The organism is Alteromonas sp. MTD1 (genome assembly GCF_042848195.1).
Taxonomy (GTDB): domain Bacteria; phylum Pseudomonadota; class Gammaproteobacteria; order Enterobacterales; family Alteromonadaceae; genus Alteromonas.
On record NZ_BTGG01000003.1, the window covers coordinates 331,944 to 349,947 of the forward strand.

Below are 18,004 nucleotides of genomic sequence, written 5' to 3' on the forward strand. Positions count from 1 at the left end.
TTCAATGACAGCGTTGTCATCTAAAAAATGTACCTTATAACAACGCCTGTCATTTTATTATTTTAATAAATGACAGCGTTGTCATTTTTGGCTGAGAAAAGGTTAAAACAATGTCCAAAAACCAACAAAACAAACTAACAAGAAGTGTTCGCCTCGCTATCGCTATGGGTGCGTTAACGAGTGTTTCTGTACCGGTTGCTGTAGCACAAGAAGCTGGTGAAACTGAAGTCATTGAAGTAACAGGGATCCGTGGAAGCCAAAAGGCCAACATTAACGCTAAGCGTTTTTCTAACGCAATTGTTGATGCAATTACCGCTGAAGACATTGGCAAGTTTCCAGACAAGAACGTTGCTGAAACATTAGCACGTGTACCTGGTATTACTATCGACCGCGACTTTGGTGAAGGTCAAGGTGTGACGATTCGTGGTGTGCAACCCGATCAGAACTTAACGTTGGTAAACGGTCAGGCTGTGGGTACCGGGCAGTGGTTTGTACTGTCAGATGCGACGCGTAACTTTAACTTCGAGATCCTAGCATCAGAAATGATTGCAGGCCTTGAAGTATACAAATCATCTCAAGCTGACATTGATGAAGGTGCATTAGGTGGTACAGTAATTCTTAAAACCCGTAAGCCATTCGACCTAGATGCCAATTCGGGTCAGATTTCTATTGAAGGCCAGTACGGTGACATCGCTGATGCGTTAGACCCTTCAATCTCTGGGCTATACAGCTGGAAGAACGACGACGAAACTTTCGGAATTCTTTTCTCTGGATCTTATCAAGAACGTACGGTAGAGCGTGAAACTAACGAAGACTTTGGTTGGTTTGGTCCAAGTATTCCACGTATCGACCCGTTAATAGAAGCACCTGCAGGCGCTGATAGAAAAGGTGCACTACCTTGGGGAATGGGCTCTGCACTGTTTAAACAAGATCGTGAACGCGTTGGTTTCGATGTTACCGCTCAGTGGGCACCAACAGACGATTTCGATATGTCAGTACATTACCTGTCATCTACGCTTAAAGCGGATAACGTGAATTCAAACCTTATTGGTATTCCATTTCGCGGCATCGCTTACATGGGAACCGACACAAACACGGGTACGGTAAGTGCAGATAACGTGGTTGAGTCGCTAAATGTGGTTGGTGTTGACCAGCGTCCGCCTTGGGCACGCTTTATTGCTTACGACAATATTTTCCGCGATGGTTCAGAAATGTCTACCGAGATCATTGATATTGAAGGCCATTATTTAATGGGTGACGGTAAGCTACATTTCCAAGTGGGTACAACAACGGGTGAAGGCGAAAACCGCGACTTCTTTACAGAGTTTTGGGCAGATGCTAACGACCCGCGCGCCGCGTTTGATTTCTTTAACCCTGGTGGCGACTCTCCGTACATTGACTTCACAACGGCAAGTCCGTGGCTTGCTAACCCAACAGATGAAATGTGGTTAGGTGGTATTTTCGACCAGCTTAATGCAACAGAAGATAAAGAAAATTATATCCAGTTTGACTATGAACACAGCGTAGATTGGGGTGCTATAACTGAAGTGAAAACCGGTATTAAACGCCGTGACCGCAGCTTCTTACAAACCCGTTTCAGAACTGATTTGGCAAACTTAGCGCCTACAGGAGAAGGTAGCCTTGGCCCTGCGTCGGCATTTTGGAATGGTGATATGATTAACGTATCGCATTCTAATACGAATGCCGTTGGCGCAAGCTACTTCTTTCCAGACAAAGATAGCATGTACAACGCTCTGTACAGCGTAGCTGAGTGTACAGGTGATGCCACAACGCTGTGTCGTCGCACTGACCAGTTCTTAGATGAGTCGTCATTTGAGATTGAAGAAGACATTACCGCCGCTTATGTAATGGCGAAATTCAGCGGTGAAGGCTTTAGAGGTAATGTAGGTCTTCGCTACGTTGAAACCGATTCAACGTCTAACGGTTTCGACCTCAATACCGGCGAAGCAGTAGCGTTTGATGGTGGCTATAACGAATGGCTTCCAAGCATAAACTTATCTTACGACTTGACAGACGACGTGTTGCTTCGTATGGCTGCATCTAGAGTGTTAACTCGTCCAGCGCCGTTTCAGCTAGCGCCTGCGGTAAACCTAACGCCGGAAACCAGCTCGGGCTCGGCCGGTAACCCTCAGCTTAATCCGCTTACTGCAAACCAGTTTGAAGTAGGCGCAGAATGGTACTTTAGCGAGTCGTCAGTTGCTGCTATCACGGTATTTAAGAAAGACATTAACGACTTTATCTTTACCAAAACCGTATCGCGTGAAATTGATGGGCAGCAAATTAATCAGCTAAGAACGCCAGAAAATGGCGGCTCAACATCTATTGACGGTGTTGAAATGCAAATTCAACACGTGTTCGATAACGGCTTTGGTGGCTATGCAAACTATACGTACACAGACGTGGCAGATGCCAAAGTAGATGAAGCTGTGCCTGTAACTGATGACGACGGTAACATTGTTGGAGCAACTATTGCGTCACGTTTTGTAAGCTTCCCGAATACGTCAAAAGACTCGTTTAACATTGGTGTGTTTTATGAAACTGATGTGTACAGCGCGCGTCTTAACTACAACTATCGATCTGAGTACTTCATTGCCCAAGCTGAAATTGGCGACCAGTTCCGTGACGAACAGTCTCAGCTAGATGCGCAGTTAAGCTGGAACGTGACAGAAACCATTACGTTGAAAGCAGAAGCGTTGAACTTAACGGATGAAATTTGGGAGAACTATTATGTTCGCAGCAGCGACGGCAAACGTCTTGGCGGTACACAAAGTGCCAACGGACGCCGCTTCTTCGTTGGCGCCAGCATGAAGTTTTAACGCGGGGGTGTAAAAGTAGCTAGTGTGTTCGCTATTTTTACTTTTGAAAAGGGTAGAGCACATGCTCTACCCTTATTTTTAATCAATAATAAACACCATAGGAACTGTGACGTGATACGTATTTTGGGATTATCTGTGTTGCTAATGGCGTGTTCACCCGCCGAATCTGTTCAGGTAAACGTTGAGCAGGCGCAATTAGACAGTCTTGGTCAGCACCTAAGCGCACATTACACTGTGCTAAGTAATATCGATGATACTGCGTGCCGCGCGCATATTCCAAAAGGCGATTGTTTCTCTTCACAAATAACGCTGAAAAGCGAAAGCGATGTTATTCCTGCCAACACATCGTTATTTTTTAGCCATATAGCGCCTGTTCGCGGTTTTGATACCGACAGCGCCATAACCATAGAACATATAAATGGCGACTTGCATCGCCTAACATTTAAGGAATCTATAGCCGCTGGTAATGAAGTAAAAGTCTCACTATCAGCGCCTTTCTGGCATGCCTCGCGAAGCGACGCCATGCCTAATTATTATCTCACTTATCCATCGCTTTCCCCGGTCATTGTGGCGTCTACCACCCGAATTGAAGAGCCCGGTAGCAACTTATTAGTCAATCAACATACCGACTCTTGGCAAAGTGAAGCGCAATACAAGCGCACTGCCTCTGATGAAATGCCGTTGATGGATAGTGCTTACCTTGCTGATAAGCATATTAACAGCACAAGTAAGAACGAACAGCGTAACCGTGTTATCCCGCAAGTTGCTGAACGAAAAGACACAGGCGAGACCGTTTCAATAACGGGTATAGTTATTAAACCTGTTGCCACACACGATGCCACGACAGCACAAGATCTTGAAGTAGCATTATCTCCAGCATTAAAGCAGGCTGCGTATTTCGGGCTGATGCAGCAAAGCGATGGCATGCCTGTAAATATTGGTTATGCGCCCAACGAACTTGTTGAAGGTGAATACACGCTTGTTGTAAGTGACAGCGGCGTTGAGATTAATGCTAAAGATGCGGTAGCCGCTAACTATGCGCTACTCACCTTGGCACAGCTTTACAATAAAAATTCGCACAGACTGCCAATAACCGCTATTCGCGATAAGCCCCGTTATGCATTTCGTGGTATGCACCTAGACATTGCACGTCACTTCCCAGGAAAAGCCGCAGTTGCGTCAGTTATTACACAAATGTTCACTTACAAGCTTAATAAGCTTCATCTTCATTTAAGTGATGACGAGGGCTGGCGACTGGCGATAGACGCATTGCCAGAACTTACTGATATTGGTGCTTTTCGCTGTCACGACTTGTTAGAGCAAACCTGTTTGCTGCCACAGCTTGGCAGTGGCCCGTTTAAGAGCGCGCAGGGTAACGGTTATTTAACGCAGCAAGATTACATCGATATTCTTCAAATGGCCTATCGCCGCGGCATTGAAGTTATTCCCTCACTGGATATGCCTGGGCATGCTCGTGCGGCTATCGTTTCTATGAACGCGCGTTATAAGCGCCTTATGTCTGAAGGCAAAAGCGCTGAAGCCAACAAATATGTGTTAGTGGATCGCCAAGATACAACGCGCTACGAGAGCGTGCAGTTTTACAGCGACAACACCATTAATCCTTGTCTTGACAGTACCTATACGTTTATCGACACCATAATGACGTCGGTAAAAGCGTTACACGAACAAGCTCAGGTGCCGCTTAATTACTTTCATGTGGGGGCTGATGAAACCGCAGGGGCGTGGATAGAGTCACCTATTTGCAAAGCAAAAGGCATTCAAGCAAACACTATTCTTCCTACCTTTGTAACGCGTGTTCAAGACATTGCCCAAAAGCATGATATTGCAATAGGTGGTTGGAGCGATGGCATGGAGAAAGCCGCGACGCGTTTAGACAACAGCAAGGCATATACCAATGTGTGGCACTTGCTAGCTGCTGGTGGGGAAAACACGGTAACGCATTTTGCCGAAGCAAATATACCTGTGGTGCTGTCGTTCCCCGACGCACTTTACTTTGATTTTCCATATCAAAGTAACCCACTTGAACCAGGTTATTACTGGGGCTCACGTGCTACAAGTACGCACAAAGTTTTCTCACTTATGCCAGAGCATTTGCCACTTCACAGTCAAGAGTGGACTACTCGCATGGGGCAAAGCTATGAAAGCAACCACAAGGTTAACACTTCATCGGTTGTAGGTATTCAAGGCCAGTTATGGAGTGAGGTAACGGTAAACCAAGACGCTGTGGAATACATGGTATTCCCGCGATTGTTAGCCCTTGCCGAACGTGCATGGCATAAAGCGACATGGCAGAAAAATGCACTGATGCTTGCTGAAGACGGTAGCTTGAGACAACGCAGAGACCAAGACTATCACGCATTTGAACACGCGTTGCTTAATCAGCATGCACCTGTATTAGTACACCAAAATGTAAATGTTCGCGTGCCAATGCCAGCTGCGAAAATAGTGGATGGTGTGCTAACGATGCATGTTAAAAGCGGCTTGGTAGCAGAATATCAACTTTCATCTGGAGAATGGGTTGAATATACAACCCCAGTTTCTGTTAAGCCTACGGCTAATGTAAAAGTTCGTGCAAGACTTAAAGATACACAGAAAACAAGCCGACAAGCACTGTTGTAAGTGCTTGTTTTTAATGGTTAAAAATGACAGCGCTGTCATCATTCTTATGCATGTCATACCTATTTTATAAAAACGAGAAGCGTAAATGAGTTCTGATTTATTTTTTATTGGCATTGACGGTGGCGGCACCAAATGTCGAGCAAGATTAGAAGATAGCGAAGGTACGTTGTTAGGAGAGGGTGTAAGTGGCCCTGCCAATATCATGCGAGACAGTGAACTGGCCAAAACATCTATACAAGAAGCTATTTCGCTTGCCGTTGCATCGGCTAACCAAACGTTTGCTAATAAACAAAAAATTAGCGCGTCGCAGTGTGTGGTAGGGGCTGGTTTAGCTGGGGCAAATATTGCCGGTGCAAAGCGCGAATTTGAGGCTTGGGCACATCCGTTTCATTCACTTTATGTACTAAGTGATCTGCACGCTGCATGTTTAGGTGCGCACGATGGCGCAAGTGGTGCGGCCATTATTATTGGTACTGGTTCGTCAGGCACATTGTGGCACAACAATGCATTTCACGATGTAGGTGGTCATGGCTTTCCTATTGGCGATAAAGCCAGTGGGGCGTGGCTTGGCTTAAAAGCCGTAAAGCACACCTTGTTGTGTTTAGATGAATTAGCGCCTATGGACACGCTGGCTTTAGAGGTTTGCAGCACGCTTCGAACTAACGATATCAACCACATTGTGAGTAAGTGCGCTACTTTTAATACCCATCACTATGCTGCGTTGGTAGAAGCTATGCTGCCTATGCTGTACACCAAAGACGAAACGGTATGCGCAATGTTTGAAGAAGGCGCAGCCTACATCGAAACCATGGCGCAAAGGTTATTGCAACAGCATGACCTTCCGCTTGCCATGATTGGTGGTTTGAGCAACGTGTATTCCACATATTTTTCAGATTCTGTTAAAGCGCGTTTAGTGGCATGTAAGGCAACACCACAACAAGGTGCTATCCATTACGCTAAAACGGCTTGTTTTCAATTAAAAGGTGAGAAATGAAGTTATCAATAATGGCGAAAGAGGCCCGCGAAGTACCTGCGGTTATTGCAAAGCAGCTAGATAAAAATGACGCCGCGGTTAGCGAACTTGCATCTAAGCTTAAGCAGCTAAATCCACACCTTATTTACATTATTGGCCGTGGCTCGTCTGATCACGCTGGCGTATTTGGAAAATATCTTTTTGAAACCGAAATGGGGATCCCTGTGTGCAGCGCTGCATTGTCGATTGCAGGCATTTTTGGCAAGCAGCTTAATTTGCGCGGAGCGGTGGCGTTTGTAATTTCACAATCGGGAAGAAGCCCCGATATTTTGAAGCAAACCGAGTCGGCTAAAAAAGGCGGTGCGTTTACAGTAGCGTTTGTAAACGATGAAACGTCGCCATTAGCTGAACTTGCCGACGCGGTCATTCCCATTTCCGCAGGTGAAGAAAAAGCAGTAGCGGCGACAAAAAGCTTTATTGCTACCTTGTCTGCATTACTTCACCTGTGCGCACGTTGGAGTAACAACAATGCGCTTTTTGAGTCTCTAGCAATGTTGCCAGAATTACTCAATACGGTTATTACGTCACCCGCTCAGCTAACCTCTGAATATCTGGAAAATACACGAAATACCATAGTGCTAGGCCGTGGTTTTGGTTACGCAGTGGGGCGAGAGGTTGCGTTGAAATTGAAGGAAGTGTTGGGCATTCACGCAGAAGCATTTAGCAGCGCCGAGTTTATTCACGGGCCTGTAACGCTAGTTGAAAAAAAGCTGAAGCTTATAGCGCTAAATATTCACGATGAAAGCGCCCCTTTCCACACCGCAATGGTTGACGACGTAAAAGCAAGAGGTGGTGAATGTATTGACCTAGGTGTTGCTGATGACAGTAACGCACAAGCTGTTCACCCGCGTTGTTCTGCTTTGTTGCTAATGCAACGTTTCTACTTAGATATAGAGCGCATTGCCATAGAGTGGGGTTTAAACCCTGATACTCCGCCAGGTTTGAACAAGGTAACGAAAACACAATGATCACGCATCTTCTTGTTGAAAAAGTGCTGGTGGAAGGTGCTTGGTTATTCAATCAAGTGTTAAGCATTGAAAATGGCGTCTTCAAAAGCATTAACGGGTATTCTTTAGTTGGCGACGAAGTAAAGGCGAATATTTCAAAGCACATCAAAGGTACTCTTTTACCTGGATACGTTGATACGCAGGTAAACGGTGGGGGCGGAGTAATGTTCAACCACGCTCCTTCATATGACAGCCTAAAAACAATGGCAGAAGCGCACCTGCAATTCGGTACTACAACGCTTTTCCCCACGTTAATTACAGACGATATCGACACTATAGAGCGCGCAGCAGATGCCATAAGCAACGCCATAGCCAATAAGCACGCATCTATTGCCGGCGTTCACTTTGAAGGGCCGCACCTTTCAGTTGAAAAGAAAGGTGTGCATCTACCACGCTACATTCGCAAGCTATCAGAGCGAGAAATGGCTACTTATACCCGCAAAGATATTGGCCAAGTGATTGTTACCGTAGCGCCTGAAAACGTGTCGAGCGATGTTATTCGTGAATTAGTAGGTCATGGTGTAATTGTGGCGTTAGGGCATTCTAACGCGCCTTACCATGTGGTCGAAAAAGCGCTTGAGGCCGGCGCGACTGGGTTTACTCATTTATTTAATGCAATGTCGCCTCTAACATCACGCGAACCCGGCATGACTGGCGCAGCACTACTTTACGACAGTACGTGTGGCATTATTGTCGATCATCAGCACGTTCACCCTAAAACTGTGGAACTAGCTTTTAAAGCAAAAGGCCCTAACCAGCTAATGTTAGTGACCGATGCTATGGCGCATGTAGGAACAAGCGAAAACCGCATTGCGTTCTTCGACACACACATTACGCGTACAGGGAACAAGCTAACCACGCCTGATGGCACGTTAGCCGGTAGCTGCTTAGATATGCATGGCGCACTTACCAACTGCGTTAACGACATTCGTATATCGCTGGAAAGCGCCAGCATAATGGCAAGTACAACCCCTGCGGTATTTACCAAAATACATGATAGGGTAGGTGATATTGCTTCAGGAAAAGCGGCGAATTTTGTTGTACTGGACGGTACAAATACGCTTTGCCAAGTATGGCTTCAGGGCGCTCAGAAATTCACTTATTCTGAAGAGCAGTACGAAGGCAGCAATAATAGAACCAGCGAAAACAGCCGTGACAAAAGCAGTGACAAAACCGAGCACAAAACGCCGCCGAATGAAGTTAGCAATTAACAATCAAGCGACTCAATAGAATAATCAAAATAAGAGACTTTTGACATGACAACACAAGCTCAATCAGATGTACCCAACACAGAAGGATTAAGCCGCTTTATTCCCATTTTAAGTATCGGCCTTTTATTCTTTATTTTTGGCTTTATCACTTGGCTTAATGGCGCCCTTATCCCATTCCTACAAATGGTGTGCGAGCTAACAGAGTTGCAGGCCTTACTTATCGCATTTTGCTTTTATATAGCCTACGTAGTTATGGCTTTGCCTATGGCGAAAATACTCGAAAAAACTGGGTATCAAAAAGGCATGAGCCTGGGGCTTGGCATTATTGCAGTAGGCTGTTTGTTGTTTGTTCCTGCGGCGCTTACGGCTTTTTTCCCTATTTTCTTGCTGGCGCAATTTGTTGTAGGCAGTGGGCTTACCATTTTGCAGACAGCGTCGAACCCCTTCATTGTGCGGTTAGGAAATGAAGAAAGCGCTGCAGCGCGCATCGCGTTTATGGGCTTATTGAATAAAGCTGCGGGTGTATTGGCCCCCATTGTATTTACTAGCTTGGTATTAAGTGGCTTGCCAGATGTTAATCAAGATTCGCTAAACGCCATGCCCGCCGATGCGCGTGCAGCGCTAATAAACGACATGTCAGTATCGCTTATTCAGCCCTATGTTGGCATGGCCATAGCACTGGGGTTATTGGCATTGGTATTTATGCGTATCGCACTTCCTTCAATAGAAAGCACCAGTAACAGCGAGCAGGCAGCTGACGCACTTGCTAATACAGCGCCGCAAAATAAACAAATTTTGCAGTTCCCGCATTTGGTATTGGGCGCTGTAAGTTTGTTTTTCTACGTAGGTGTAGAAGTAGTAGCGGGCGACACCATTGGACTGTATGGCTCATCTATTGGGGTAGAGAATGCGACTACGCTAACGTCGTTTACCATGGTAGCCATGGTAATTGGTTATGCTATTGGTTTGATGTGTATTCCGCGTTTTATTTCACAACAAACAGCACTACTGAGCTCGGCAATATTAGGCTTGGTGCTAACAATATGCATAATGCTTAGCTCTAATAGTGATACTGGTGTTTCGAATGCATTGTGGGGCTGGTTAGGTGTGCAGGCATTGCCTAATTCCGTAACTTTCATTGCGTTGTTGGGATTAGCTAATGCAATGGTGTGGCCTGCTATTTGGCCGCTGGCCCTTAATAATTTGGGCAAGTACACCGCGCAAGGCTCTGCGCTATTAATTATGGGTATTGCCGGAGGCGCTATTTTACCCATGGTGTACGGCGTAACTAGCGAATCCATCGGCGGCCAAACTGCCTATGCCATTATGCTTCCGTGTTATTGCTTTATCGCATACTACGCATTACTGGGTTGCAAAAAAGAAAGTTGGTAAGAGATATATAAAACAAAGGCGCTAGCAACACTAGCGCCTTTTTTACTTCTTTAAAGCTTCACCATATGAGTAAGGGTTTAGCGGAGAATAGAAGTTGTTATTGTTGCCATTAATAGAAATATCTATATCGCTTCCATTATGACTAAACGTACTCAAACTAATGGTGTTTCCCGCATCTAGTCGAATGCGCTGTACGTTGTTGTATTGAACAGGCGAGCCACAGATAAGCACTTGTCGCTGGATAGCATTCGTTTCTCTAAATACATAAATGCTGCTCAATATTTGATTTTCTGATGTTACCGCGGTTATACATTTGTTTTTTAAATGTATTGATTAAAATTTCCAATTTGTTACTAAAACGTTGCCTCACTATACTCAACCACGTTTTCTACCTTTCAATTAAAAAGAGTAAGTGGAATGTCTAATACCACCGCCCTACACGCAAAGCACCTAGAAGCGGGTGCGAAAATGGTCGATTTCTTCGGCTGGGATATGCCAATAAACTACGGTTCGCAAATTGAAGAGCACCACGCTGTGCGTCAAGACGCGGGTATGTTTGATGTGTCTCACATGACAATTGTTGATGTAAAAGGCGCACAAGCGAAAGCGTATCTTCAGTACCTTCTAGCAAACGACGTTGCCAAGCTAAAAGACAAAGGCAAAGCGTTATACAGCGGCATGCTAAATGAAGAAGGCGGTGTAGTAGACGACCTTATTGTTTATCACTTCGACGAAACTAATTACCGTTTAGTGGTTAACTCGGCAACGCGCGAAAAAGATATGAACTGGCTAATGGGCAAAGCAGAAGGCTTTGACGTAACCATTACCGAGCGCCCAGAGTTCGCCATGATTGCCGTACAAGGCCCTAACGCAAAAGAAAAAGCGGCAACGCTATTCAGTGCAGCGCAAAAAGAAGCGGTAGCGGGTATGAAGCCATTCTTCGGTGTTCAAGCGGAAGACTTATTCATTGCTACCACGGGTTATACCGGTGAAGCGGGTTACGAAATTATGGTGCCAGCTGAGCAAGCAGAAAGCTTCTGGCAAGCACTACTAGACGCGGGCGTTAAGCCATGTGGCCTAGGTGCACGTGACACACTACGCCTTGAAGCGGGTATGAACCTATACGGCCAAGATATGGATGAAACCGTATCACCACTAGCGGCTAACATGGGCTGGACAATTACATGGGAACCGGCAGAGCGTGACTTCGTAGGGCGTAAAGCGCTAGAAGCTCAGCGTGAAGCGGGTACCGACAAGCTTGTAGGCTTGGTTATGACCGAAAAAGGCGTGCTACGTCATGGTCTTAAAGTGAAAACAGAAAGCGGCGAAGGTGTTATCACTTCGGGTACTTTCTCTCCAACGCTGGGCCACTCAATTGCAATGGCGCGTGTACCAAGTAACGTTGGTGAGACAGTTGAAGTGGAAATGCGCAAAAAGTGGGTTACAGTAAAAGTGGTTAAGCCCTCCTTTGTACGCAACGGAAAAAGTGTTTTATAAGTTAACAAAGAATAACAGGAACAATTATGAGCAACATCCCAACTGATTTACGCTATGCCGCTACTCACGAATGGGTTCGCCCTGAAGGTGACGGTGTTTTCACTGTAGGTATTTCTGAGCACGCTCAAGGTCTACTAGGCGACATGGTTTTCGTTGAACTACCAGATGTTGGCGACGCAGTTAGCACTGGCGACGACATTTGTGTTGCTGAGTCTGTAAAAGCAGCGTCTGACGTGTATGCACCAATTTCAGGTGAAATTGTTGCGGTTAACGAAGACCTAGAAGACTCGCCAGAGCTTGTAAACACCGACCCATACGGCGACGGCTGGATGTTCAAAATTAAAGCTGACGACGCGGCAGAAGTAGAAGGTCTACTTGACGCTGAAGGCTATGAAAACAGCATTGACGAAGAGTAATTCGCCACGCAGTTTTAAAGATACACAGTTTAAAAAAGGGGCCTAGTTTTAGCGCCCCTTTTTAACTTAAAGATTTAACGCGCCCTTGCGGCAACCATTACGAGTGCTTAACAACGTTATGTCGAATACTTCCCCTACATTGGCTCAACTAGAGCAAAAAGATACATTTATCCGCCGTCACATTGGCCCGGGTAAAGGTGAAATTGAAGAAATGCTGTCTGCCATTGGTGCAAGCTCATTAGACGATTTAATCGAGCAAACTGTACCGGCAGGTATTGCGCTACCAGAGCCATTGAAATGTGGTGAAGGTGCGACAGAAGTGGAAGCATTAAGTGAATTAAAAGCGGTTGCGCAAAAGAACAAAATTAACCGTTCTTTCATTGGTATGGGTTACTACGATACTCACGTACCAAACGTAATTCTGCGCAACGTGCTAGAAAATCCAGGTTGGTACACAGCATACACGCCGTATCAGCCAGAGATTGCGCAAGGTCGTTTAGAAGCTATTCTTAACTTCCAACAAGTTACTATCGACCTTACCGGCCTTGAGCTTGCGTCTGCTTCACTACTAGACGAAGCGACTGCAGCGGCAGAGGCAATGGGTCTTGCTAAGCGTGTATCTAAAAACAAAAAGTCGAACGCGTTTTTTGTTGCTAACGACGTTCACCCACAAACATTAGACGTAGTACAAACACGTGCTGAAATGTTTGGTTTTGAAATTATCACAGGCGCAGCGGAAGAAGCGGCAGAGCACGACGTATTTGGTGCGCTACTTCAGTACCCAACGACTACCGGTGAAATTAAAGATATCAGCGACATTATTGCTGCGGTACAAGCGAAGAAAGGTATTGTTGCAGTAGCGGCAGACCTAATGAGCTTAGTAATGCTTAAGTCGCCAGGCGAGCTAGGTGCAGACGTTGCACTGGGTAGTGCACAGCGCTTTGGTGTACCTATGGGTTACGGTGGTCCGCACGCTGCATTCTTTGCAACACGCGACAGCTACAAGCGTTCACTACCTGGCCGTATCATTGGTGTAAGTAAAGACACCCGTGGCCGCCAAGCACTGCGCATGGCACTACAAACGCGTGAACAGCACATTCGCCGTGAAAAAGCGAACTCGAACATTTGTACAGCGCAGGTACTACTTGCCAACATGGCGAGCTTCTACGCGGTGTACCACGGCCCACAAGGCCTTAAAACCATTGCTGAACGCATTCACCGTTTCGCTGACATTCTTGCTACTGGTCTTACACAGAAAGGCGCAGAAAAAGGCGTTGCCCTTAAGCACAGCACTTACTTCGACACGCTTACCGTAATGGTAGACAACAAAGAAGACGTACTAGCAAAAGCATACGCGAAAGGCATGAACCTGCGTGCCGACTTAGAAGGCGCGGTAGGTGTAGCACTAGATGAAACCACAACGCGTGAAGACATTGTTGCGCTATTCGATGTTATCCTAGGTGATGATCACGGATTAACGGTTGAAGGCCTAGACGCCGAAGTAACCACGCAAGACGTGAAATCTATTCCTGATGCGCTAGTACGTACAAGCGACATTCTTACGCACGAAGTATTTAACAAGTATCACTCTGAAACAGAGATGCTGCGTTACATCAAGAGCCTTGAGAACAAAGACTTGGCGCTTAACCACTCAATGATTTCATTGGGTTCATGCACCATGAAGCTAAACGCAACGGCTGAAATGATCCCAGTAACATGGGCTGAATTTGGTCAGCTTCACCCGTTTGCACCACTAGACCAAGCAACAGGCTATCAAGAAATGATTGCCGAGCTAGCTAAGTGGCTGATTAACGTAACGGGTTACGACGCGCTTTCAATGCAGCCTAACTCGGGTGCACAAGGTGAATACGCAGGCCTATTGGCTATTCAGCGTTACCACGAAAGCCGCGGCGAAGGTCACAGAAACGTGTGCCTAATTCCAAGCTCTGCACACGGTACTAACCCAGCATCTGCACAAATGGTTAGCCTAAAAGTAGTGGTTGTTGCCTGTGATTCAAACGGTAACGTAGACCTTAACGACCTTCGTAAGAAGGCCGAAGAAGTGGGCGAGAACCTGTCTTGCGCCATGATCACATACCCGTCTACCCACGGTGTATACGAAGAAACCGTACGCGAGATTTGTGACATTGTTCACGAGCACGGCGGTCAGGTTTACATGGACGGCGCGAACATGAACGCGCAGGTGGGCATTACTTCACCTGGTTTCATTGGTTCAGACGTGTCGCACCTTAACCTACACAAAACCTTCTGTATTCCACACGGTGGTGGCGGCCCAGGTATGGGACCAATTGGTGTTAAGTCGCACCTTGCGCCATTCCTACCAAACCACACAGTGGTAGACGTAGCAACAGCGGGTAAAGACTGTGGTGCGGTTTCGGCAGCGCCATGGGGCAGTGCCTCTATTCTGCCAATCAGCTATATGTACATTAAGATGATGGGTAGCGAAGGCCTGCGCCGTGCAACCGAAGTTGCTATTCTTAACGCTAACTACGTAGCGAAGAAGCTAGAAGGGCACTACAAGGTACTTTACAAAGGTAACAACGGCCGTGTTGCGCACGAATGTATTGTTGACCTGCGCCCGCTTAAAGAAGCAAGCGGTGTGACCGAAGTAGACATTGCGAAGCGCCTAAACGACTACGGCTTCCACGCGCCAACTATGAGCTTCCCAGTAGCGGGTACGCTTATGATTGAGCCAACAGAGTCGGAAGCGAAGTACGAGCTAGACCGCTTCATTAATGCCATGATTAGTATTCGTGAAGAGGTAGCGAAAGTAGAAAGCGGCGAGTGGGATGCCACTGACAACCCACTACACAATGCACCACATACGCTAGCAGATATCTGTGACAGCGACTGGAACCGCAGCTACGACCGCATGCTAGCGGCATACCCAGCACCAGAAGTACACAGAAACAAATTCTGGCCAACGGTAAACCGTATTGATGACGTATACGGCGACCGTAACCTAATTTGTTCTTGCCCAAGCATTGAGAGCTATTCTGAAGAATAGGGTGTTGGTTTAGCAGCTTTGCTGTTAAAGCTTGATTGATTTGGAAGGCGAACCTGTTGGTTCGCCTTTTTTGTTGTTCCGGTAAAGTAGAATTAGTAGAGTAGAAAAGAGACGGATTCTATTACATGGAAAGTAGCTGAAGCACATGACAAAGAGATGCCATATATTTCTACTATTGATTCTTTTTTCACTGTTTTTCATTCAAGTTGGTGCTGAAGAACTTAATATTAAACCAATAGACATAAGAAACAGTGCTTCAGGAGAAGATGTTTTTAAAAGAGCACAATTTTTTGAAGACGAGAAAGCAATTTTTCAGTATCCGAAACAAATCCCTGTAAAAACAGACTGGAAATTATTGACTCAAAAAAATTCAAAAGCAGGACTTTCTAAGAAACCTTTTTGGATTAAGTTTACTTTAACAAATTCAGGCCCTCATACAGAAAGTACCTTTGTACAAACTGACATTGCGTTTCTGGATAAGTTCGAGATTTTTGCAATTGAAGGCGCAAAGGTAACTCATAAAAGAGTTGATGGAAGTCTATCTTTTAAGTCTAGAGAAGTTCTTAGTCCCTTGCCCACTTTTGAAATCAGTATTGAACCTGAATCTTTAGTTGAAGTTTATATAAAGTTATCCAACGCACATGTTGAGTTTACAAGCCTGCACCTTAGCCTTTGGAGTGAAGACGATTTCGTTCAGCATAATACTACCTACATAGCTAAAATAGCCTTCTTCTCGGCTGTAGCCCTCACACTTGGTGGCATTTGGCTGATTTTTTCCATCGTTCTAAAGCAGCCAAGATTCTTCGTTTATTCTCTAATGATGTCTTTTGCTGGTGCTTATTATTTGTCTTACTCAGGCGTATCATTCCAATTCATTTATCCAGAGTACCCTGAGATACACAATAGACTCTTTGTATTTGCATTACAGTCATCACTTACTCTAAGTTTTTTGTTTTTCATTCTTCATTTATCACCTAGCAAAAATGGTTTTCCTAATATTAACAAGGTGATGTGGACTTTATTTTTTACAGGTTCTTTTCTAGCTCTCAACGCTCTCTTTAGAGTTTCAGATACGCTTGCTGTGGTGGGTGTAATGGGTTTTTCAGGGTTGGCTTTTCTAAATTCAATCTTCGGTATTAGAGTTTGGTTGAAAACTAGAGAATCTTTTGCCTTTTGGTTCATGCTTGGATGGAGCATGTTTGGCATATCTATGTTTGCCTTTATGCTTTTCTTTTCGATGGGTATTGGTACTAAATATCTATCGAATGACATTGCTCACGAAGTTGCTCAACTCTTGATCTTAATTGAAGGAACGACTCTTTCAATTTCTCTTGCCAGGTGGTTTTTATTTCAGCAGTCGCAGAAGAAGCAAGCAGAAATTGCATCACTTACCGATCCGCTAACGGGTTTATTCAACAGGCGTGCATTGGACGAGGAGCTTGAAAGTCGCAAGCCGCTAATGGCGAACGAGGGGGCATACACTTTGGCAGTCGTTGATATCGATCATTTCAAAGCAATTAACGATAACTTCGGTCACGCTACAGGGGATGAAGTATTAAAGAATGTATCTTTCATAATAAAGTCATGTATACGAGGAAACGATGCAGCTTTTCGGATCGGCGGAGAAGAGTTTCTTCTTTTACTGGATAACTGCAAAAGATCAGAAGCTTTCCTAATTATCGAAAGAATTAGACAAGCTTTCGAGAACAACCCGACAGAAGTTAATGGCAGAACAATCACTCACACACTTAGTGCTGGTTTAGCGCAAAGTAATGAGCAACCTTTTGAACAAGTTTTAAAAGCGGCTGACGATGCACTTTACAGTGCTAAAAGAAGCGGGCGTAATAGAGTTTCTTTTGAAACGGATCAAAGTGAGTCTAGCGTCGCTGTATGTTGAGTGTGGTGAAGTGTTGTAGCCTGTATTGGTTTGATAGCTTTACTTTGGTGTTTAGACTTTAAACGCCCGGTTTGTGCCAAAAGCGGTCTCATACATATCTTCATTCAAATGATATATAAGTTTTAAAAGTGAAAGCGCAACTCTTGGTTTTTGGCTGATTATTTTCGATGTTGTACCTCTGTTTAGTACACATAGCCAGTTGCAAGATAAATCAAAATGATCAATGGAATATTCGACATAACAAAAAGTACAAAACGAATCTGTATAATGTTGAGCATTGCCTGAAACACACTGTGAATAATGCGTAATATGACATAGCTCCATGCCGCGATTATCGCCAATTCGGAAACCTGATTTAAAATGCACAAGGCTAAAGTTACAGCATAAAAGAGAGTAGGCTGTTCCATTAGATGATTATAGTTTTCAGCTTTCCAGCGCACTTTTGCCGGTAATTGAGCCATCTGAGTACCCGATGGCGCCATTGGGTCTAGTTTCATTTTCGCGGCAGCAATTGCTGGTAATCGAGTGACGTACATCCACAACCAAACCAACATACTCCAGATTATTAACGCCATCATCGGCTGTAAAAGCGCTGTAATTGAACCCATAATGTGCATTTGTGTTTCCATTCTTTCTCCGAAAATCAATAAAATGATTATCTAACAACGTGAGTTGTACCAGTATACACAATTGTCTTCTTCAACCGACTGGTCAAACTATGACTATTCTCTCAATACTCGTACCGATGATTATCTGAAGCTGAACAGCACAGTAGATATGACCAAGGCCTGTTTCACCCTCCACACCGATTTGGGTTCGCGATTGTCGATGGTTTGCTGTTCTTGATTTCCGATGAGTGCCAGAAGCTGCATGGAAAAGTGCTCTCTAAAATTGAGTTTTAGTAAGCGAGTGTTCAGCATTAATTACGCCATTTAAAAGGCATCGCTACTCTCGCTTATCTCGACTTTCCTATCCATTATTGTACAGTGTGCCCGCTTCAATAAATTCATAGTTAAGGCGGGCTGATGAGCACCTCAATCGACAAT

Annotated in this window: 13 protein-coding genes; 10 read left to right on the forward strand and 3 right to left on the reverse strand. The window is 45.1% G+C overall.

From position 1 onward, the window contains the following. Positions 1–110 precede the first annotated feature (110 nt). The 6 genes from ACGHAV_RS05910 to ACGHAV_RS05935 all read left to right on the forward strand — a co-directional run bounded on the left by ACGHAV_RS05910 (position 111) and on the right by ACGHAV_RS05935 (position 10,120). Positions 111–2,837: a TonB-dependent receptor gene (locus ACGHAV_RS05910; RefSeq protein ID WP_390377716.1), complete on the forward strand. Its 2,727-nt coding sequence runs from the start codon at positions 111–113 to the stop codon at positions 2,835–2,837. Positions 2,838–2,948: 111 nt separating this feature from the next. Further along, on the forward strand, positions 2,949–5,477 hold the full coding sequence (locus ACGHAV_RS05915; RefSeq protein ID WP_390377719.1) for a family 20 glycosylhydrolase: 2,529 nt from the start codon (positions 2,949–2,951) through the stop codon (positions 5,475–5,477). Between the two features lie 85 nt (positions 5,478–5,562). After that, positions 5,563–6,471: a BadF/BadG/BcrA/BcrD ATPase family protein gene (locus ACGHAV_RS05920; RefSeq protein ID WP_390377722.1), complete on the forward strand. Its 909-nt coding sequence runs from the start codon at positions 5,563–5,565 to the stop codon at positions 6,469–6,471. Then, a complete protein-coding gene (gene nagB-II / locus ACGHAV_RS05925; RefSeq protein WP_390377725.1) occupies positions 6,468–7,478 on the forward strand; it encodes a glucosamine-6-phosphate deaminase NagB-II in 1,011 nt (336 codons plus the stop codon). The genes ACGHAV_RS05920 and nagB-II overlap by 4 nt, the downstream gene beginning before the upstream one ends. Next, the gene (nagA, locus tag ACGHAV_RS05930; RefSeq protein WP_390377728.1) at positions 7,475–8,728 is read left to right on the forward strand and encodes an N-acetylglucosamine-6-phosphate deacetylase; all 1,254 of its coding nucleotides are present in this window, start codon (positions 7,475–7,477) and stop codon (positions 8,726–8,728) included. The genes nagB-II and nagA overlap by 4 nt, the downstream gene beginning before the upstream one ends. A 45-nt stretch (positions 8,729–8,773) precedes the next feature. Beyond that, complete coding sequence (locus tag ACGHAV_RS05935; RefSeq protein WP_390377731.1) at positions 8,774–10,120, forward strand: sugar MFS transporter; 1,347 nt, start codon at positions 8,774–8,776, stop codon at positions 10,118–10,120. A 42-nt stretch (positions 10,121–10,162) separates the two neighbouring features. Here the strand turns inward: ACGHAV_RS05935 and ACGHAV_RS05940 are convergent, their stop codons facing one another. Beyond that, entirely contained in the window at positions 10,163–10,399 is a 237-nt protein-coding gene (locus tag ACGHAV_RS05940; RefSeq protein ID WP_390377734.1) for a hypothetical protein, read from the reverse strand. Positions 10,400–10,537: 138 nt separating this feature from the next. Between ACGHAV_RS05940 and gcvT the strand changes: the two genes are divergently transcribed. From gcvT to ACGHAV_RS05960, 4 genes are all read left to right on the forward strand, one after another. Next, positions 10,538–11,617 carry a glycine cleavage system aminomethyltransferase GcvT gene (gene gcvT, locus ACGHAV_RS05945; RefSeq protein WP_390377737.1) on the forward strand — a complete coding sequence of 360 codons (1,080 nt, stop codon included), beginning with the start codon at positions 10,538–10,540 and terminating at the stop codon, positions 11,615–11,617. Positions 11,618–11,643: 26 nt separating this feature from the next. Then, positions 11,644–12,033 carry a glycine cleavage system protein GcvH gene (gene gcvH / locus ACGHAV_RS05950; protein ID WP_390377740.1) on the forward strand — a complete coding sequence of 130 codons (390 nt, stop codon included), beginning with the start codon at positions 11,644–11,646 and terminating at the stop codon, positions 12,031–12,033. A 118-nt stretch (positions 12,034–12,151) separates the two neighbouring features. Next, a complete protein-coding gene (gcvP, locus tag ACGHAV_RS05955; protein ID WP_390377743.1) occupies positions 12,152–15,061 on the forward strand; it encodes an aminomethyl-transferring glycine dehydrogenase in 2,910 nt (969 codons plus the stop codon). A 145-nt stretch (positions 15,062–15,206) separates the two neighbouring features. Further along, positions 15,207–16,958 carry a diguanylate cyclase gene (locus tag ACGHAV_RS05960; protein WP_390377746.1) on the forward strand — a complete coding sequence of 584 codons (1,752 nt, stop codon included), beginning with the start codon at positions 15,207–15,209 and terminating at the stop codon, positions 16,956–16,958. Positions 16,959–17,140: 182 nt separating this feature from the next. On the opposite strand, the gene ACGHAV_RS05965 is transcribed toward ACGHAV_RS05960, so the two are convergent. Next, positions 17,141–17,587, reverse strand: a complete 447-nt coding sequence (locus tag ACGHAV_RS05965; protein ID WP_390377750.1) for an MAPEG family protein — start codon at positions 17,585–17,587, stop codon at positions 17,141–17,143. A gap of 120 nt (positions 17,588–17,707) precedes the next feature. Continuing rightward, entirely contained in the window at positions 17,708–17,878 is a 171-nt protein-coding gene (locus tag ACGHAV_RS05970) for a hypothetical protein (protein WP_390377753.1), read from the reverse strand. Positions 17,879–18,004 lie beyond the last annotated feature (126 nt).

What these genes read in the sequence shown, in the direction of transcription:
- nagA (WP_390377728.1), top strand. Translation starts at nt 7,475, where the DNA reads ATGATCACGCATCTTCTTGTTGAAAAAGTGCTGGTGGAAGGTGCTTGG.
- ACGHAV_RS05910 (WP_390377716.1), top strand. Translation starts at nt 111, where the DNA reads ATGTCCAAAAACCAACAAAACAAACTAACAAGAAGTGTTCGCCTCGCT.
- gcvH (WP_390377740.1), top strand. Translation starts at nt 11,644, where the DNA reads ATGAGCAACATCCCAACTGATTTACGCTATGCCGCTACTCACGAATGG.
- gcvP (WP_390377743.1), top strand. Translation starts at nt 12,152, where the DNA reads ATGTCGAATACTTCCCCTACATTGGCTCAACTAGAGCAAAAAGATACA.
- nagB-II (WP_390377725.1), top strand. Translation starts at nt 6,468, where the DNA reads ATGAAGTTATCAATAATGGCGAAAGAGGCCCGCGAAGTACCTGCGGTT.
- gcvT (WP_390377737.1), top strand. Translation starts at nt 10,538, where the DNA reads ATGTCTAATACCACCGCCCTACACGCAAAGCACCTAGAAGCGGGTGCG.
- ACGHAV_RS05970 (WP_390377753.1), bottom strand. Translation starts at nt 17,878, where the DNA reads ATGCTGAACACTCGCTTACTAAAACTCAATTTTAGAGAGCACTTTTCC.
- ACGHAV_RS05965 (WP_390377750.1), bottom strand. Translation starts at nt 17,587, where the DNA reads ATGGAAACACAAATGCACATTATGGGTTCAATTACAGCGCTTTTACAG.
- ACGHAV_RS05920 (WP_390377722.1), top strand. Translation starts at nt 5,563, where the DNA reads ATGAGTTCTGATTTATTTTTTATTGGCATTGACGGTGGCGGCACCAAA.
- ACGHAV_RS05960 (WP_390377746.1), top strand. Translation starts at nt 15,207, where the DNA reads ATGACAAAGAGATGCCATATATTTCTACTATTGATTCTTTTTTCACTG.
- ACGHAV_RS05935 (WP_390377731.1), top strand. Translation starts at nt 8,774, where the DNA reads ATGACAACACAAGCTCAATCAGATGTACCCAACACAGAAGGATTAAGC.